Below are 17,591 nucleotides of genomic sequence, written 5' to 3'. Positions count from 1 at the left end.
TGTCGCAAACAACAAGGAAGGAGATTCGCTATGACCGTTGCAGAACTGCTCGTGAAATGTTTAGAGGAAGAGGGCGTTCACTATATTTTCGGCGTCCCCGGCGAGGAAAACCTCGCTTTCATGGATGCTCTTCTTGAATCGGATATCGAGTTTATCGTTACGCGTCACGAAACCGGCGCCGCCTTTATGGCCGGCATGATCGGGCGTTTGACCGGCCGTCCCGGGGTTTGTCTTTCGACGCTCGGTCCCGGAGCCACGAACATGTTGACCGGTGTTGCCGATGCCAACATGGACCGCTCTCCGCTCGTGGCGATCACTGCACAGGCGAGCATGAACCGCCAGCATAAGGAATCCCATCAGACGTACAATCTTGTCGGCCTTTACCGGCCGGTAACGAAATGGAATGCTTCCATTCGTGCGAAAGAGATTACCGCCGAGGTCGTTCGCAAAGCCTTCAATGTTGCGACGTCGGAAAAACCGGGTGCAACGCATATTGAATTGCCGGAAGACGTGGCTTCCATGGAAATCGATGGATCGCCGCTCGATCCGTCGTACGAATTGCCAAATCTGATTGTCGCCAGGGACGAGACGATTGATAAAGCGGCGAAACTAATTAACGAAGCGAACCGCCCGTTGATCCTGTGCGGCAATGGGGTGACTCGCGATTTGGCTGACAAAGAAATTCAAGCGTTCGCCGAAAAAACGCAAACTCCGGTTACGGAAACGTTCATGGGCAAAGGCGCGATGCCGTGGAAAAATCCGCTCTGCCTCATGACTGCCGGCGTACCTGGCCGCGATTACATCGATTGCGCGTTTGAATATGCGGATTTGATCATTACAATCGGGTTCGACATGGCCGAGTACCCGCCGATGAAATGGAACAAGGAGGAGCGGCCGATTTTGCACATCGATTCGCTTGAAGCAGAAACCGACATGCACTATCCGGTTCGCCTGAACGTTGTCGGTGATGTTTCCGAAAATTTGCGGCGGATTACGGAAAAGGTCGGCAAACGGAGAAAAATCGATCCTTATTACGCGAAATTGCGCGAGCGCATGGAAGAAGACGTGCACCAGCACGATCAGGACGAATCGTTTCCGGTCAAGCCGCAACGGATCATTTCCGATTTGCAGGCGGTGCTCAGCAAAGAGGATATCGTTCTTTCCGACGTAGGTGCGCATAAAGTTTGGATGGGAAGGATGTATCATGCCGACGAGCCGAATACTTGTCTCATTTCGAACGGGCTCGCTTCGATGGGATACGCCTTGCCGGGAGCGATTGCAGCGAAAATCGTCAATCCCGACAGAAAAGTCGTCGCCGTCGTTGGCGACGGGGCGCTGCAAATGACCGGGATGGAACTGGAGACGGCGGTCCGTCTGCAACTGCCGATCGTTATTTTGCTTTGGCGTGACAGTGGATACGGGTTGATTGAATGGAAACAAGAAGCCGAATACGGCCGGCCGTCGAACATTAAGTTCGGCAATCCTGATTTCATCGCTTGGGCGAAATCTTACGGAGCCGAAGCGTTTCGCGTCGAAAAAACGAAAGATCTTGTGCCTTTTCTCGAAAAAGCGGTAAAATTAAAAGGACCGGTGCTGATCGACTGCCCGGTCGATTACGAGGAAAACCTGAAATTGACCGAGTCGATGAAAGCGATGAAATGTTAGCACGAACCTTGTGACAACTTCATACAGAGAGAGAGAAAAACAGAGGAGGAATTCGGTTGAACTGGGTGGAAATCAGTTCTTTGGTTGTTTTCATTCTTTTGATTGTGCTCATCGTTACGCCGTTTGTCTTGATCTTGTATTTGCGTGCGGTCGACAGCAGCCAGGAAGAGCACGCGGTATTGCGTAATTTTCCAATTCTCGGGAAATTCCGCTACATCACGGAAAAAATTGGGCCGGAACTGCGGCAATACTTGTTCGATCACGACAATACCGGAAAACCGTTTTCAAGAATGGATTACCAGCATATCGTGCTTCCGGCGAAATATGCGCAAAACATGCTCGGTTACGGCTCAAAACGAGACTTTGAGCAAGCCGGCTACTACATCAAAAATGCGATGTTCACCAAACAGAGCGAAGAAATGCGTGTTGACAACGACGATTTGATCCTTACTCATAAATATGACATCGACGAGGAAGGGTTATTTACGCGCAAGGAACACATGGAAGAAACGCGAATCAAGCCATGGCTGCTGCCGGAAGAGGATGCTGTGGTGATTGGGGAAACGTGCAAGCATCCTTTCAAAGTGCGCAGTCTCGTCGGCATGTCGGCAATGAGTTACGGATCGCTCGGTGATCGCGCGATCACTTCGCTTTCACGCGGGATCGGCATGGCGAAAGGTTCTTGGATGAACACCGGCGAGGGTGGATTGTCTCCGTATCATTTGAAAGGAGATGTGGACATCATCGCGCAAATCGGTGCCGGACTGTTCGGTGTTCGTACAAAAGATGGCGAGTTTAGTTGGGAGCTGTTAAAAGAAAAGGCGGAAACGCCGCAAGTGAAGGCATTTGAGTTGAAGCTCGCGCAAGGGGCGAAAACGCGCGGCGGCCACGTCGATGGAAAGAAGGTAACAGAAGAAATCGCGAAAATCCGTAACGTCGAGCCGTGGAAAACGATCAACAGTCCGAACCGTTTCAATGAATTTCACGATGTGCCGTCGATGTTTAGTTTTATTGAAAAAATTCGCGAACAGACCGGGATGCCGGTCGGGATAAAAATTGTTGTCGGCGGAAACGACTCGGTCGAGGAGTTGGCCGCTTACATGAAAGAAACGGGAAAAGGGCCGGATTTCATTACAGTGGATGGTTCGGAAGGCGGAACCGGGGCATCGTATCAAGATTTGGCGGACAGCGTCGGGCTGCCGGTGAAATCGGCGGTGATGATCGTTGATGACACATTGCGCCGTCACGGCGTTCGCGACCGGGTGAAAATCATTGCATCGGGCAAATTGATCACACCTGATAAAATCGCCGTAATTCTCGGCATGGGTGCGGACCTCGTCAACATCGCCAGAGGTTTTATGATCTCTGTCGGCTGCATCATGGCCCAGCGGTGCCATACGAACGAGTGCCCCGTCGGCGTTGCGACGACCGATCCGCATTTACAAAAAGCGCTCGTGATCGAAGAAAAGATGTACCGAGCGACGAATTTCCTCGTCACGCTGCGGGAAGGATTGTTCCGCGTGGCCGCGGCCGCAGGCATTGATTCGCCGACGAAGTTCGAAAGAAAGCATGTCATGTACAAAGATGAAAGAGGGCGCACATACGCGCTTAACGAAATTGATAACGTCGAGAAACTGCAGGAAACGAGTTGACGGGAACCGCCGGAGAACAATCCGGCGGTTTTTTCAATTCCAATGACGGGTACCGTTCTATGGAGGGAGGCAAACGATGAAAATTATCGACAACGTCTATGTTTATCGTCCCGGGCATGGAAAAGTGAATACGATCGGCCACGTAAAAATCGATGATGGGAAAATTCGCGAAGTGAATGAGGGAAGATTTGGCGAGCGAGGAGCACATGTGATTAACGGAAAAGGAAGGACGTTGAGCGCCGCGTTTACGGATTCGCATCTTCATTTGCTTCGTTACGGATTGATGAAAAAGGAACTCGATTTACGAAAGGCGAAGTCGTGGCAAGCGTTCCAAAGATCGGTCCGCAATCACTACGATCGACTGGAACAATACGGCTGGATTGTCGGCAACGGCATGGTGGACGACCAATTCGAGGATCTCGATCACGTGTTGACGGCGAAAGATTTGCGCGTTTTCGAATTCGATGCGCCGATGTTTTTCCTGCATGATGACGGACATCAGGCGGTCGTGAACGAAAAAGCACTGGACCTATTGAAAAACGAGCCGGAACTCGAAGAAAACCACGACGTTTTCATTGAAAAAGACGAAACGGGGGAATGGACCGGAAGGTTCAAGGATACCGCAGTTCATTACATAAAATTTCACTTTCGTCAACGAAGCGTGGAAGAAGTGCAGGCAGCGGTTGAAGAGGCGATTCCTCATTTGCTGAAATACGGAATCACGGCTGTCCACACCGACGATCTTAATTTTACAGGATCTTACGAGCGGGTTTGGAAAGCGTACACGAACTTGGAAAACCAACGAAAGTTGCCGATTCACGCATATTTGCACCATTACGTTTACAATGCGGACGATTTGGGCGAGTTTCTCGAAAACTGGGAGCTGCGAAGCGGAGAGGGAACCGATCGGGTCAAAGTGGGAGCGGTGAAGATTTTTTTGGACGGCACGCAGCGGCTGCATACAGCGGCAATGCGGCGGCCGTACCACGATCATCCGGAGACGCGGGGAACGCTCGTTTACGGGCAGGAAGACGTCGATGAGATGGTCCGTCTAGCGGACGAGAACGACATGCAAGTGACGATGCACGCGATCGGTGATGCTGCTGTTGAACAAGCGCTGAATGCCATCGAGAAGGTCGGTGCCGAACGCATGCGGCATCGAATCATTCATATTCAGCAGTTGGAACCGGATTTGATCGAACGGTTGAAAAAAATCAAGCCGTATTGCGAAATTCAGCCTGGCTTCCTCATGGGCGAATATGATAAAAAAGCGAAGTGGAGCGGCGAGGATCGGGCGCGTTATTGCGATTCGTGGGGGACCGTTTATCGAGAAGCGATCCCGTTCACCGGTTCATCGGACTGCCCGATCAGCCCGCTTAATCCGTTTATGGGCATTTTCGCGGCTGTCAACCGGACCGATGAGAACGGAAATCCTGAAGGCGGTTGGATGCCGACGGAGAAACTGCCGCTGGACGCCATCTTCCGGGCGTATACGGAGACGCCGCCCTATTTAGCATTTCAAGAGAACAACCGCGGCAAAATTGTGGAAGGTTATGATGCCGACTTTCTTTTGCTTTCCGATCATCCGGAAGAAGTAGACGCCTTTCGTTTGAAAGACGTTCAAGTGGAGGAAACGTGGGTAGCGGGAGAGAAAAAGTACGATTGCACCCGCTTATAGCGAATGGAGCGATTCCCATTGTTTTCAAGCTGATGCTCGAATGAGCGTCAGCTTTCTTTTACGAGAGATGGTCGATTTCGAACAGATTTAATTTGAAATCGAGGGAAAGCTTGCGAATCAAAGCGCCGCCGGCCGTACTGTTGCCTTTTTTGTCAATTGCCGGTCCGATAACGCCAATCCCCATCCGGTTCGGGACGACTCCGACGATTCCTCCCGAGACGCCGCTTTTGCACGGGAAACCGGCTTCCACCGCAAAGCGTCCGGATTCATTATACATGCCGGAAGTCATCATGATTGCTTCGATCGTTCGCAAATGGCGGGCAGAAATGATTTTTTCGTCGCTGTTCGGCAACACACCGCCTCTGGCGAAAAACAAGGCAATTTTTGCAAGGTCATAACAGTCGACTTCGATTGCATTGAAACGAAAATACAGGTCGAGCGCCTCTTCGACGTTCGTTACGAGCGTTCCGGTACTTTTCATAAAATAGGCGAGCGCCCGGTTGCGGCTGCCGCTCTGTTTTTCTGCCTCATACACTTCTTTATTCATGACGATTTCTTCTTTATCGGTAATTTTCTTTAACAACTCGATGATTCTTTCGAGCCGATCCTCGACGGACTTGCCTTTGATCAAGGAAGCGACTGCGATCGCGCCGGCATTGATCATTGGATTCATCGGCTTTTGATCCTCATACATTTCCAAATGGCTGATCGAATTGAAAAAGTCTTGCATCGGCTCCATGCCGACCGTTTGAAACACACGCTCTTTGCCGTAATCATTCAAGGCGAGCAGGAGACTGATGATTTTCGAACAGCTTTGCAGTGTGATTGTATCGTGACAATCGCCTGCCGACACAGTCTCGCCGTCCAACTTGATGATCGTGGCTCCCAAATGATTTTGATTCGTTTGGTTAAGTCCGGGAAGATTGCTCAACACTTCCCCGTTCGCGGCAAAGAGCCGGCACTCTTCAATCGCGTCTTCCAAATAAGCTTCGTCCAAGGCTTTCATATCAACGTCCCTCCTCATCGGCGGCCGATTGTTCGGCCGCCTTGATGATCGCATTTTCGATTGTGGTGTCCCACCGGCAGCGCCCCTTTCACTTTGTTACTTCCTTTTCCCGACGGGCTCTTTTTCAAACAACGCTGCGCGTTTAAGTTTTGCGCTTGTGGGAAACACAAAAAAAACGGAAGAGGATGCGGTGGTGTTGGTAGACGTAGGTAATGTGACGGTGCCGGTACTGAAAATAGTGCGGCGGACAAAAGGGCCGGAAGCGAAGATCGAGGATCAACCGCTGCCAGGAAAAATTACGTATGAACAGTCGAAATCGTTTGCGAAGTCGAACATCAAGAAATGGTTCGAACAAGGGGAGAGGATCTCCCGCCGATCAAAAATGCCATCAAATGGTACTAGACTACACTTGGAAGGCCGACTCATCATATGGCACTATCGCGCTAAGCGGGGCAGGCAGAAACAGCATCATTCGGAAATTTTCGGCGTAAGTCAGCCTTACGGCATCACTGATTCTAACGAACATGAAAGAGCCTTAGCGGTGAAAAATGAGCAGTTGACAAATGTAACGAACATTAGAGACCCTTAGAAGCTCCAGACCGATCCAAAAGACGGCGAATCGGGGGCTAAGCACTGAAAATGTTCGTTAGATCAAAAATCGGTCGAAAAAGCGGTGCTAAGGTGATTAAATGTTCGTTAGAAAAAATAAATGGAGATTATTGTTATTTACTTACCGTCAACAGAGGTTGCTCCAAAAGCTAAGATTTTTGGGACAACCTCTACATTGCACCGCTGCAAAAACATTATTCGGACCGGAGAATTTCGATAGGATGCGCCTTATTCCGGGCGCATTTTCCTGTGCGCAGCAGGAAAAGAGGCGTGATTCAACATACAGGGGAAGGCATGCGAGACATGCCGAAAGGCGATAACGAAATTTCTTTAGTGCATTTTTGATCCTTTTAGGTTTGTGCGCATAAAGTTTCGGGAACAATCATAGTATAGACAGCAAAGGAGAGATGGCAGATGGAAAAAGTGCATGCAACGATATCATGGTTGGATTCGGAAAGAGAGGCACGGGTAAACCCGTTGAAAAAAAGGACAAGCCGCCAGACGACGGAAGAACAGCTAACGACGATGGATGGCATCGAGTTTCTGTCCGTTGCCGGCGGCGGAGTGATTATCGGATTAGGGATCTATCTTCTGTCTTATATCATTTAAGAGGTTAGCTTGTGCTTTCGGCTTCGCTCAAGACGTCAAGATGATTGACGCCCCATGTATACATCATTTCCAGCGTCGGCTTTAAATCCCTGCCGTAAGTGGTGAGGGAATATTCCACGCGAGGCGGAACTTCCCGGTATGCCTCTCGATGAATCAAACCGTCATCTTCAAGTTCACGCAATTGCTGGGTGAGCATCTTTCTGCTGACATCCGGCATCGCTTTGCTGAGCTCTCCGAAACGTAGGGTCTTGTCTTGTAGATGCCAAAGAATTAAAGCTTTCCACTTTCCACAGACGACGTCGAGCGTAATTTTTAACGGATGCTCCATCGTTCATTCCCCCAATTTGTTACTTTTCGGTAACTAAGTACCGAAAAAGTGCCTTCTTTAAATGTGTTTATCTTTCCTTTATAATAAAGATATTATCAAAATCGACCGAATAAGGGAATTGTTCCGTTCCAATCGTGCTGCGTGCAGGAAAGACTTACAACAGGAATTGGAGGGATTGCGGATGCAAGAAACCCAATCCTGTATACAAGTGAGGGACGAAAAAGACATTGTCATCGCTCGGAAAGTGGGGAGAGAGATCTCGAAAAAACTCGGTTTCGGCGAAGTCGATCAAGTGCGTCTTACGACTACTGTGTCGGAATTGGCAAGGAACATATTGCTCTATGCCTCGGGCGGGGAAATTTGTATACAGCCGGTTGAAGAGATCGACAGAAACGGATTGAAAATTCTAGCCAGAGATCACGGACCCGGAATAAAGAACATTCGAAAGGTGCTGCAGGACGGCTACACGACGTCTGGAGGCTTAGGCGCTGGATTGCCCGGCGTGAAGAGGCTGATGGATGAATTTGATATTCATTCCGAAGTCGGGGTTGGGACGGAAATTGAAGTCATAAAATGGACGGAAAAACTGTTATCCTTGCAAAGTTCAAGTGAAGGATAGCTTTCTTTTTTTTGTTAGGAAACTGTAAAATCTTTTCCGTATGCGCCGGGGCATTCGGTTTTTCGGTTTTCGGGGGAACGGAGGACGGTGAAGCTCGTCTTTTTTTTTGTTAAAATAAAACCACTGTCCTTTCGAGGTGAAAACATGCAACTGGAGAATCAGGCATTTATGGATATGAGGGTCAAAAGATTCGTTTTTCTTTGTTGGTTTACCTATGTCGTCATTCTTCTTTATGTGACGTTGTTTACTCATAATTATTATACGTACGGCCGTTCCGTGAATTTGCAGCTTTTCGACAGCATCGAGCTGATGCTTCACAGCGGGAGTTACTGGCTTTTCATTAAAAACGTATACGGCAACATTCTCTTGTTTTTGCCGCAAGGGCTGCTTTTGCCGATTTTGTTTCGAAAATGCCGGAATTTTTTCTTGTTGTTTTTCGTGGCGGTCGTTTCCAGCTTCACGATCGAATCGTTGCAATACGCGTACGCCAAACGCATTTTCGACATTGATGATATCTTGCTGAACGTCGTCGGTGCGATCATCGGCTGGGCGCTCGTGATGCACGTTATAATCGTTGTGCGCTTGCTGAAAAAGTAAAAACGGAAGGGCGTCCCTTCCGTTTCTCATTCTTTGTTTTGTTTCTCAAGCACGCGGTTGACGCGTTTCGTCAACATTTTCATTCCGCCTTCGCCGGCTTGGAAATGACGCAATTGGCCTTCGGCATCGAACACGTAGTAAGCGGGAACATATTCGTTTTGGAACGCGTCCGTCAATTTATGGTCATTGTCGACGAATATAGGTTGGGTGAGTCCGTGTTCATCGGCGACTTCCTTGATTTCGTCGACGTCGAGTTCCTTCGGTGAACGAGGCATGTGAACGGCAACGACATTCAAGCGGTCTTTGTATTCATCGCGAAACTCGTTCACTTTCGGCATCGCTTCTTTGCATAGATGGCAGCTGATTGACCAAAAATGGATCAATGTCGGTTTCTCTCCGACGAGTTCTTCTTTCGTCACTTGACCGTTCAACCAAGCGGCTTCGCCTTTCAGTTCAGGCATTTCTTCCCTTAATTTCATCTGCGTCACCCACTCCTTTTTTATTAAAATAATTATTAAGTAATTATCATTATCATTATAGTAAAACAACGCCGTCCATGAGTCAAAACATCTGCGTTACTAATGTACCCTTATGAGCACTCGGCAAACCCGACTTCCCACGGGACAAAATGCTTTTCGCATGCCATGGGCGGTGATAAGATGAGATTAGTTCGAAAGGAGTGGGTCTGATGGAATTTCAAATGAACGGCGAGAGTTTCCGTGCGGAACTCGGTTACGGCACGCTTTCCGTCTCCGCCGACGAACAACTCGGTTATCGCCCGTTTCAATTGCTCGTATCGTCGCTGGCGGTATGCAGTGGAACGGTTTTGCAAAAAGTTTTGCGCAAGAAAAGGATTGCTTATGACGATATTACCATCCGGGCGGACGTGACGAGAAATCCTGACAAAGCCGACCGCGTGGAAAAAATACACATTCACTTCTTGATCAAAGGTGACGGTCTTGACGATGCGAAGATCAAAAAATCGCTGGAGGTCGCAAAGAAGAATTGTTCGATGGTGCAGTCGGTCATCGACAGCATCGAAGTGACGGAAACTTTCGAATTGGTCTGATGCCTTCATGACCCAGACGAAGCACGATTTTACCGAAGGACCGTTGCTGAAGAAAATGCTTTTGTTTTCCGGCCCGATCTTTCTCGCCAATTTGTTGCAGGCTTCCTATCAAATCATCGACAGCCTTTGGGTCGGCAACCTTCTCGGCGCCGCCGCACTCGCCGCCGTCGCCCTCTCGGCAACGCTCACCTTCACCGTCCTCTCGTTCATCATCGGCATGAATCGCGCTTCGCTCACGATTCTGTCTCAACAAAAAGGCTCGAACGACACCGCCCGCCTCCGCGAATCGCTCAACGCCTTCGTCGTCGTCCTCGGCGGGCTGTCGCTCTTACTCGCCGCCGCCGGCTTCACTTTCGTTCGCCCGCTGCTCTCTTGGCTCGGCTCTCCTCCCGCGGTCACCCCGCTCGCGGAGAGCTATTTGCAACTCACGTTTCTCGGCATTCCGTTCCTGTTCGGCTACAACTTCATCAGCACCGTTTTGCGGTCGCTCGGCGACAGCAAAACTCCGGTGCGCTTCGTTGTCCTCGCCGTCGTCCTGAATGCCGCGTTCGACCCGCTCTTCATCTCGGTTGCAAACCTCGGGATCGCGGGCGCTGCGCTGGCCACCGTGCTCTCGCAAGGCATCGCCTTCGGCTGCGGCTTGGCGCATTGCCTCAACGGCCGGCGCGTTCCGTTTACGGTGCCGCACCTGCCTGAGCGAAAGTTCCTGCGGGCCATTTTCAAGCTCGGCATTCCCGGCGGATTGCAGATGGTTTCGATCTCTGCCGGTTCGGCGGCGATCGTCGGGGTTGCTGCCGCGTTTGGGCCGACCGTGCTCGCCGGATACGGTGCATCGCAACGGATCAGCCGGCTGGTCATGATGGTGTTGATGACGCTGAGCACGGCGATGAACAGCATGGCCGGCCAAAACATCGGCGCCGGCCGTTGGGATCGGGTGAGAAAATTGCGCAACGACGGACTGCTTGTCATGTTTGCCGCCTCGTTGACCGTTTCCGCATTCGTCTTTGGGCTGGCGAAGCCCCTGGTCGGCCTATTTGTCGACGACGCGGCGACGATTAATTTCGGTGCCGACTACTTGCGCGCTGTTGTGTTTTTTTATCCGTTTCTTGGCATCAATTTTGTTTTAAACGGCATCGTCAGAGGCGCGGGAGCGATGGTCAGTGTGTTACTATTAAATTTAATCTCCTTTTGGATTTTGCGTTTTCCGTTGTCTGCGCTGTTTTCCCATTGGATGGGCGCAGTCGGGATCGCTTATGGAATCGGAACGAGTTTCGTCATGAGCAGCATGATCGCCGCTTGTTATTTTCGTTACGGCCGCTGGCGGGAAGTGGAAATCTTTGCACCCAACGAGGACATGGCCTCTAAATGAAGGACAGGCAGCACGGGAGAGTGCCCGAAACGATGCTGTTATTTTGGAACGTTCCCATTAAAAAGATCGACGAAAGGATCGACAAGGATGGCTGCAACGATTAAAGATGTCGCGAAATTGGCCAATACATCAAAAAGCACGGTGTCCCGTTATTTGAACGGGCAGCGGGTGAAAAAACAAACGGAAGAAGCGTTGAAAAAGGCGATCAAACAGCTGAACTACCACCCGAACATGAATGCGCGCCGGCTTGTGATGGACCGCACGCAAGTGCTCGGCATCGTCGTCGATGACATCGCCAACCGTTTTTATTCGGGAATCTTAAAGGGCATTCGGATTGTCGCCGAACGGCACGGATACGATTGTGTCTTTTATACATGGAGCACGCATCGCGAGAAGGAAACCGATTTTTTGAATCTCCTGTACGAAGAGTTGGCGGACGGACTGATTTTTTTGAGTTTCCGAAAACGGTCGGCAGCTCATGTAAAAGCGATGGCTGAAATGATGGACCCGATCGTTTTGATCGGGGATGATGCCGATGTCGAAGAAATCTGTTCGGTCGATGTCGACAATTACAGCGGAGTAAGGGAACTCGTTCATTATTTGCATCGAATCGGACATCGGGATTTCGCTTACATTTCCGGTCCTCGGAACGCAGGGGCGACGGAGCAGCGGGCGAACGGATTTTTCGACGCGTTGAGCGAAAATGGATTGCAAGTGAACCGAAATTGGGTAGTCGGCTCAGACTGGTCGAACGAAGGCGGCTATAAAGCGATGAAAAAGCTTATCAAATCGGGAGGCTTTTCCGCAGTCGTCGCGTCGAACGACGAATCCGCGCTTGGAGCAATCGGTGCCGCCCATGAAGAAGGGTACAGGATTCCGAAAGACTTCTCGATTGTCGGGTTTGACGACATTCCGTTATCGAAATGGTTTTATCCTTCGTTGACGACGGTGAAACAGCCATTCACGGAAATCGGGATGAAGGCGGCGGAAGTGTTGTTTGAACAAATCGATGATAAAAAAGACGAACCCGGGAAGCGCCATCTGTTGAACCCCCGTTTGGTAATTCGCAACTCGTGTTTGCGGATGTCGTAGGTCTCTGTACGATCGATTCGAATTGGAAAAAATAGTGTTGACATCTGCCTGCACTGATGTATAATGACCGTACAACTCATTTTGGGAACGTTCCCAAAATAACAACAAGGGAGCGATACGGTGAATCGAAAAAAGTCGCGCTTCGGTTATTTGTTCATAGCCCCTTACTTCGTAATTTTCATAATCTTCAGCCTGTATCCAATTCTGTATTCCTTTTACATGAGCTTCACGCATTGGGACGGATTTTCTGATCCGGTGTTTACCGGACTTGAAAACTATGTCCGTCTCGTACACAATCCGTATTTTTACCAATCAATTGCTAACACGTTCATCATTTGGATCATCTCGATCGTGCCGGAGCTGATTATCGCCCTCGTACTCGCTTTGATCTTGAATGAAAAATTTATAAGAGGCCGTCATTTGTTTCGTGCCGTTTTTTATTTTCCGAACATCGTGACCCCGATCACGATCGGGGTGTTGGCGAGCCTCATGTTCGATTGGCAGACGGGCAGTTTCAACAAGCTGCTCGTGGCTTTGCACTTGATTGACCAGCCGGTCAACTGGTTTTCCCATCCGTTCCTGGCGCAAGTGATCGTGGCTTCCATCATGTGCTGGCAATGGTTCGGCTTCAACATGTTGATTTACACCGCCGGCTTGCAATCGATTCCCGACACGTTGTACGAAGCGGCGGAAATCGACGGCGCTAACAAATTTCAAGTGGCGGTAAGAATCGTGTTGCCGCTGTTGAAGCCGGTCATTTTATTCACCGTCATCACTTCCATCATCGGCGGCATGCAAATCTTCGAAGTGCCGCTCGTCGCTGGAAACAGCTCCGGGAACTCGACGCAAACGATGATGGTGTATTTATATGAAACCGCGTTTAAGCGTTTTCAATATGGATACGGTTCAGCCGTTTCTTATGGAATTTTCGTGATTATCTTGGTTCTGTCGTTGTTCTCGTTGAAAGTCTCGAGTGATCGAAAGAAAACGCAGCCGGGGATAAAGGAGGGATGAAATGAAACCGGTTTCACGACTGCAAACGCCAAACATTTATGAGCTGAACCGTGCGGAACGGATGAAAAGGCTCGTTTGGCGGGGGATCGTCTACTTGATTTTGATTTTCGTTGGGTTGATCTGCTTGCTGCCTTTTTACAGCATGATCATTTCTTCAACCCATTCAAACACCGACATATCGACCGAGTTTTTGCTGTTGCCGGGTGACCAGTTCATTGAGAATTACAAACGGTTGATCGGAACAGTCAACATTTGGCGCGGGTTTTTAAACAGCATAATCATTACGGTCAGCTCTACCGTGCTTACGCTTTATTTTTCAGCGCTTACAGCGTTCGGTTTTTCAAAGTATAAGTTTAAATATTCCAATCTATTGTTCGGGTTCATTCTCGCCACGATGATGATACCCGGGGAGATCAGCATTATCGGTTTTTTTCGCTTAATGGGCAATTTCAACATGCTTAACACGTATTGGCCGTTAATTCTTCCGGGGATCGCCAATGCATTCGGAACCTTTTTTTTAAAACAAAACTGCGATTCCGCGGTGTCCGACGAAATACTGGAATCTGCACGCATGGACGGATGCGGGGAATGGAAAGCGTTTCACCGCCTCGTTCTTCCGTTGATGACGCCGGCGCTGGCCACCTTCGGCATTTTTGCCTTTATCGCCCAATGGAACAGTTTTCTCATGCCGGTCATCACGTTGTTTGACAACAATTTGCAGCCGCTTCCGGTCATGATTGCCATGACCCGGGGAAAATTCGGGACTGATTACGGCGCACAGTATGTCGGCATTGTCATTTCCGTCGTTCCGATCATGATCTTGTTCGCGTTTTTGTCAAGGAAAATTATGAGCGGCGTGTCAGCAGGAGCTTTGAAAGAATGAACGTCAGTCGGTCGAATCGTGTAGTCTCGGAAAAATTCACTAACGAAGGGTGAGAGGATTGAAAAGAAAATCGATGGTGCTTCTGATTGTTTTGTTGGCGGTATCACTCGTTGCAACCGCGTGTTCGAATTCATCAACTACCGATGAAGGCGCAGCTTCAAAAACCAGTGGAAAAAAAGAAAAGCAAACACTCGTTGTCTGGACGTATTTCGGGCAAGTCAAACTGCTCGCAAAACAATTCGAAAAATCGCATCCGAACGTGGATGTGAAAGTCAAAGTGTTTCCCGGCGACCAATACAAAACGAAATTGCAAACGGCGTTGCAAACGAAAACAAACGTCCCTGACGTTTTCGATCTTGAAAGGGCGTACATCAGTTATTTCATCAATACGCCGTACGTAGCGAATTTGTCGGAAATGGGAGCGGACGAACTCGTCGATAAAATGGTTCCGTACGTCGCTGCTCTCGGCAAAGACAAGGAAGGGAACGTGCGCGCCGTAGCCGACTCTTCTTCGCCAACGGGGTTTTGGTACCATCGAAAAGCGGCGAAAAAATGGATCGGCACGGATGATCCCGACAAAATTTCGAAGATGGTCGACAGTTGGGACGGAGTGATCGAACTGGCGAAACAAGTCAAGCAAAAAAGCGGCGGAAAAGTCCATTTGCTTGATTCCTCGGACAGCGTGTTCGCGCTGGAAAAATATCAAATGCATCCGTGGGTGAACGACGAAAAAGAGTTTTCGATTGACCCGGGATGGAACAAAGTATTGAACGTCATGCGGACGATTCGCTCAAACAATCTCGGCGCGAAATTGGCCGGCTTCTCGCCGGGATGGGGTTCGGCGTTGAACAACTATGACCCGAACGCGCCCGCGATCATGTATGGTCTTCCGTCATGGGCGACTTTCATGATTGATACGGACAACGGCAAAGCGGAAGGACAGTTCGGCGTTGCGAAAGCGCCGGTCGGATCGTACGAAGGCGGCACGTACCGCGCCATCTATTCGAAAACACCGAACAAACAGCTCGCATACGAGTTCGTCAAATTTGACGCAAGCAAAGAATGGCAGACGTACAATTTGAAACATACGGGCAACATGCCTTCAGACGTCGCGGTTTACAAAGAAAATATGGAAAGTTATTCACCGCCGATGTTCGGCGATCAAAAAGTTTTGAAAATGTACTACGACATTTCGATGAGCATCCCGGCGGAACCGGCCGGTCTATATCGTGAAGACATCAACAGCATGTTCGGCAAGATTGTCACCGATATGTTGAACAAAAAGAAGTCGAATGATTGGGCGTTCGACCAACTGAAAGCAAAAGTAAAAGAGTCGTATCCAGAAATAAAAATAAAGTAACCACGATGGGCACTCCCGGAAATTTCCGATTGTTGTTTCGTGCGTGCGTCGGGATACCGACGCACGTTTTAGTTGAGTCGATGCTGCGCGAGTATGTCAAGCTTGTCCGGCTGCGAATACGGAAAGGTTTGAGGGTACGAGAGAAAGGAGAGAGACTAGACCATGAGACAGCTTTTCGAAAACGTATACGTCTATGAAGATACGTGTCACGTGTACGTATTGAAAAACGGAGAAAAAGCCGTTCTTGTTGATTTTGGCAGCGGCAGCGTCATGGACCATATGCATGAAATCGGCGTCCGCAAAGTGACCGACGTCTTAATCACCCATCATCACCGCGATCAGTTGCAAGGGTTAGCGGCGCCGGCGGCCGCCGGCCTAAACGTATGGGTTCCCCATACGGAGCGCGATTTGATCGAAAACGCGGACAATCATTGGCAAGCGCGGGAAATTTACAACAACTACAACATGCGGTCCGACCGATTTTCGTCTTTGGCGTCAATTCCGGCGGCAGGAACGTTGAAAGATTACGGTGAATATGAGTTTTGCGGCTATACGATGAAAGTTGAACCGACGCCGGGACATACGATCGGTTCCGTGAGTTTGCTGACGAAAGTTGACGGCAAACAAATAGCTTTCTGCGGAGATCTTATTTACGGGCCGGGAAAATTGCAAAGCTTGGCGGCGACGCAATGGACGTACAACGGCGCAGAAGGCGTGTCGTACAGTATGCTGTCGCTGCTGCGTTTACGAGAAATAAAATTGGCGTACTTGCTGCCGTCCCACGGGGAAGTGATCGATCAGCCGGCCAAGGCGATCGATTTGCTGCTCGAGCGGCTCGAACGCCTGATGGCGTTCCGCGGCCAGTCGCGGGAGTTGCTCGCGAAGCGCGAGAAGCCGTACGTCCCGATTACGCGTCACTTGCTGCGCAATCGAACGTGCTGGGCGAATTCGTATGTCGTATTATCGGAAAGCGGCAAAGCGCTCGTGATCGATTACGGGTATGACTTCAACGCCGGGTTGGCAGCGGGGGCGGACCGTGCGTCGCGGCGGCCGTGGCTATACACCCTCGAAAAGCTGAAGCAACAGTACGGCGTTCATAAAATTGACGTCGCGCTGCCGACGCATTTTCATGACGACCACGTCGCCGGCTTCAATTTGCTGCGCGACGTCGAAGGCACCGAGGTGTGGGCGGCGGAAAACTTCGCCGATATTCTTGAACATCCGGATGACTACGATTTGCCCTGTATTTGGTATGATGCGATTCCGGTCGACCGCCAGCTGCCGCTCGCGCATAAAATCGCTTGGGAAGAATATGAATTTACGTTGTACGAACAATCGGGGCATACGTTGTATGCGGTGGCGATCGATTTCGAGGTTGACGGCAAGCGCGTGCTCGCCATCGGCGATCAATATCAAGATACGGATACGAATTATGTGTATAAAAACGGTTTCCGGGTTTGGGATTACCGCGACAGCGCCGATCTGTACGAGCGACTGCGGCCGGATTTGCTCATCGCCGGCCATTGCGAGCCGCTTTGGACGGACGCGGAAATGTTCGCGAAGCTCGTCTCCGATGGTGCTGAGCTGGAAGCGATTCACCGTGACCTGCTGCCCGAGGATGTCGTCGAATTTCGCGGCGACGGTTCAGCCGCGTACATCAGGCCGTACCAGAAGGAAGTTGCGCCGGGCGAAGAATTCACGTTTACCGTCGATGTGAAAAATCCATCGGTAGGTGTACGGACGATAAAGGTGACGGCGGTCGTTCCGGACGGATGGTGCGTTGTCGGAGAGACGGAGAAGCAAGGCGAAGTGGCGCCGAAAGAGCGCGCCGCGTTCGCCTTTACGGTGACGGCGCCGCCGGAGCCGGTGCGGCGGGCGCGGCTCGCGGCTGATGTGACAATCGGCGATGTGCGATACGGGCAGCAAGCAGAATGTCTCGTCACAGTGAAAGGGGAGCGAAGCGGATGAAGATCGAGAACGGAGAAGTGCGGTTTGGCGAAGATATTGCGCTGCCGGTGCTCGCGCGCGTGCAAAACGCGGA

At 50.3% G+C, this 17,591-nt stretch carries 17 protein-coding genes; 14 read left to right on the top strand and 3 right to left on the bottom strand.

What is annotated here, in order from left to right; translation table 11 throughout:
* The first annotated feature begins 30 nt into the window (after positions 1-30).
* The 3 genes from VFK44_05950 to VFK44_05940 all read left to right on the top strand — a co-directional run bounded on the left by VFK44_05950 (position 31) and on the right by VFK44_05940 (position 4,995).
* Complete coding sequence (locus tag VFK44_05950) at positions 31-1,665, top strand: acetolactate synthase large subunit (protein HET7627916.1); 1,635 nt, start codon at positions 31-33, stop codon at positions 1,663-1,665.
* 56 nt (positions 1,666-1,721) lie between these two features.
* Positions 1,722-3,317 (top strand): FMN-binding glutamate synthase family protein, encoded by a 1,596-nt coding sequence (locus VFK44_05945; protein HET7627915.1) that lies wholly within the window; start codon positions 1,722-1,724, stop codon positions 3,315-3,317.
* A gap of 76 nt (positions 3,318-3,393) precedes the next feature.
* On the top strand, positions 3,394-4,995 hold the full coding sequence (locus VFK44_05940; protein HET7627914.1) for an amidohydrolase: 1,602 nt from the start codon (positions 3,394-3,396) through the stop codon (positions 4,993-4,995).
* Between the two features lie 58 nt (positions 4,996-5,053).
* Here VFK44_05940 and glsA read toward each other — a convergent pair whose 3' ends face one another.
* Entirely contained in the window at positions 5,054-6,001 is a 948-nt protein-coding gene (gene glsA / locus VFK44_05935) for a glutaminase A (GenBank protein ID HET7627913.1), read from the bottom strand.
* Positions 6,002-6,197: 196 nt separating this feature from the next.
* On the opposite strand from glsA, the gene VFK44_05930 reads away from it, so the two are divergent.
* Both VFK44_05930 and VFK44_05925 read left to right on the top strand, forming a co-directional pair.
* Positions 6,198-6,590: a hypothetical protein gene (locus VFK44_05930; protein HET7627912.1), complete on the top strand. Its 393-nt coding sequence runs from the start codon at positions 6,198-6,200 to the stop codon at positions 6,588-6,590.
* A 434-nt stretch (positions 6,591-7,024) separates the two neighbouring features.
* Positions 7,025-7,219, top strand: coding sequence for a hypothetical protein (locus VFK44_05925; GenBank protein HET7627911.1), 195 nt, complete (start codon positions 7,025-7,027; stop codon positions 7,217-7,219).
* Positions 7,220-7,223: 4 nt separating this feature from the next.
* On the opposite strand, the gene VFK44_05920 is transcribed toward VFK44_05925, so the two are convergent.
* Positions 7,224-7,547 (bottom strand): helix-turn-helix domain-containing protein, encoded by a 324-nt coding sequence (locus tag VFK44_05920; protein HET7627910.1) that lies wholly within the window; start codon positions 7,545-7,547, stop codon positions 7,224-7,226.
* Between the two features lie 181 nt (positions 7,548-7,728).
* Between VFK44_05920 and VFK44_05915 the strand changes: the two genes are divergently transcribed.
* Together VFK44_05915 and VFK44_05910 are read left to right on the top strand one after the other, a co-directional pair.
* A complete protein-coding gene (locus tag VFK44_05915) occupies positions 7,729-8,166 on the top strand; it encodes an anti-sigma regulatory factor (protein ID HET7627909.1) in 438 nt (145 codons plus the stop codon).
* A 144-nt stretch (positions 8,167-8,310) separates the two neighbouring features.
* Positions 8,311-8,763, top strand: coding sequence for a VanZ family protein (locus tag VFK44_05910; GenBank protein ID HET7627908.1), 453 nt, complete (start codon positions 8,311-8,313; stop codon positions 8,761-8,763).
* A 26-nt stretch (positions 8,764-8,789) separates the two neighbouring features.
* Here the strand turns inward: VFK44_05910 and VFK44_05905 are convergent, their stop codons facing one another.
* Positions 8,790-9,242: a TlpA disulfide reductase family protein gene (locus tag VFK44_05905; GenBank protein ID HET7627907.1), complete on the bottom strand. Its 453-nt coding sequence runs from the start codon at positions 9,240-9,242 to the stop codon at positions 8,790-8,792.
* A gap of 209 nt (positions 9,243-9,451) precedes the next feature.
* On the opposite strand from VFK44_05905, the gene VFK44_05900 reads away from it, so the two are divergent.
* The 7 genes from VFK44_05900 to VFK44_05870 all read left to right on the top strand — a co-directional run bounded on the left by VFK44_05900 (position 9,452) and on the right by VFK44_05870 (position 17,518).
* Positions 9,452-9,832, top strand: a complete 381-nt coding sequence (locus VFK44_05900) for an OsmC family protein (GenBank protein HET7627906.1) — start codon at positions 9,452-9,454, stop codon at positions 9,830-9,832.
* Between the two features lie 7 nt (positions 9,833-9,839).
* Positions 9,840-11,201, top strand: coding sequence for an MATE family efflux transporter (locus VFK44_05895; GenBank protein HET7627905.1), 1,362 nt, complete (start codon positions 9,840-9,842; stop codon positions 11,199-11,201).
* An 87-nt stretch (positions 11,202-11,288) separates the two neighbouring features.
* Entirely contained in the window at positions 11,289-12,293 is a 1,005-nt protein-coding gene (locus VFK44_05890; GenBank protein ID HET7627904.1) for a LacI family DNA-binding transcriptional regulator, read from the top strand.
* Between the two features lie 120 nt (positions 12,294-12,413).
* Positions 12,414-13,307, top strand: a complete 894-nt coding sequence (locus tag VFK44_05885) for a sugar ABC transporter permease (protein HET7627903.1) — start codon at positions 12,414-12,416, stop codon at positions 13,305-13,307.
* 1 nt (position 13,308) lies between these two features.
* Positions 13,309-14,190: a carbohydrate ABC transporter permease gene (locus VFK44_05880; GenBank protein HET7627902.1), complete on the top strand. Its 882-nt coding sequence runs from the start codon at positions 13,309-13,311 to the stop codon at positions 14,188-14,190.
* Between the two features lie 58 nt (positions 14,191-14,248).
* Complete coding sequence (locus VFK44_05875) at positions 14,249-15,550, top strand: extracellular solute-binding protein (GenBank protein HET7627901.1); 1,302 nt, start codon at positions 14,249-14,251, stop codon at positions 15,548-15,550.
* Between the two features lie 162 nt (positions 15,551-15,712).
* Positions 15,713-17,518 (top strand): MBL fold metallo-hydrolase, encoded by a 1,806-nt coding sequence (locus VFK44_05870; protein HET7627900.1) that lies wholly within the window; start codon positions 15,713-15,715, stop codon positions 17,516-17,518.
* Positions 17,519-17,591 lie beyond the last annotated feature (73 nt).

This window comes from Bacillales bacterium, from assembly GCA_035700025.1.
GTDB lineage: Bacteria > Bacillota > Bacilli > Bacillales > DASSOY01 > DASSOY01.
This window is presented reverse-complemented; position numbering and strand designations above follow the sequence as displayed.

Excerpts from the sequence above, each read along its gene's own strand:
- VFK44_05870 (HET7627900.1), top strand. The coding sequence starts at position 15,713 with ATGAGACAGCTTTTCGAAAACGTATACGTCTATGAAGATACGTGTCAC.
- VFK44_05940 (HET7627914.1), top strand. The coding sequence starts at position 3,394 with ATGAAAATTATCGACAACGTCTATGTTTATCGTCCCGGGCATGGAAAA.
- VFK44_05890 (HET7627904.1), top strand. The coding sequence starts at position 11,289 with ATGGCTGCAACGATTAAAGATGTCGCGAAATTGGCCAATACATCAAAA.
- VFK44_05895 (HET7627905.1), top strand. The coding sequence starts at position 9,840 with ATGACCCAGACGAAGCACGATTTTACCGAAGGACCGTTGCTGAAGAAA.
- VFK44_05920 (HET7627910.1), bottom strand. The coding sequence starts at position 7,547 with ATGGAGCATCCGTTAAAAATTACGCTCGACGTCGTCTGTGGAAAGTGG.
- VFK44_05900 (HET7627906.1), top strand. The coding sequence starts at position 9,452 with ATGGAATTTCAAATGAACGGCGAGAGTTTCCGTGCGGAACTCGGTTAC.
- VFK44_05910 (HET7627908.1), top strand. The coding sequence starts at position 8,311 with ATGCAACTGGAGAATCAGGCATTTATGGATATGAGGGTCAAAAGATTC.
- VFK44_05915 (HET7627909.1), top strand. The coding sequence starts at position 7,729 with ATGCAAGAAACCCAATCCTGTATACAAGTGAGGGACGAAAAAGACATT.
- VFK44_05925 (HET7627911.1), top strand. The coding sequence starts at position 7,025 with ATGGAAAAAGTGCATGCAACGATATCATGGTTGGATTCGGAAAGAGAG.
- VFK44_05905 (HET7627907.1), bottom strand. The coding sequence starts at position 9,242 with ATGAAATTAAGGGAAGAAATGCCTGAACTGAAAGGCGAAGCCGCTTGG.
- glsA (HET7627913.1), bottom strand. The coding sequence starts at position 6,001 with ATGAAAGCCTTGGACGAAGCTTATTTGGAAGACGCGATTGAAGAGTGC.
- VFK44_05880 (HET7627902.1), top strand. The coding sequence starts at position 13,309 with ATGAAACCGGTTTCACGACTGCAAACGCCAAACATTTATGAGCTGAAC.
- VFK44_05950 (HET7627916.1), top strand. The coding sequence starts at position 31 with ATGACCGTTGCAGAACTGCTCGTGAAATGTTTAGAGGAAGAGGGCGTT.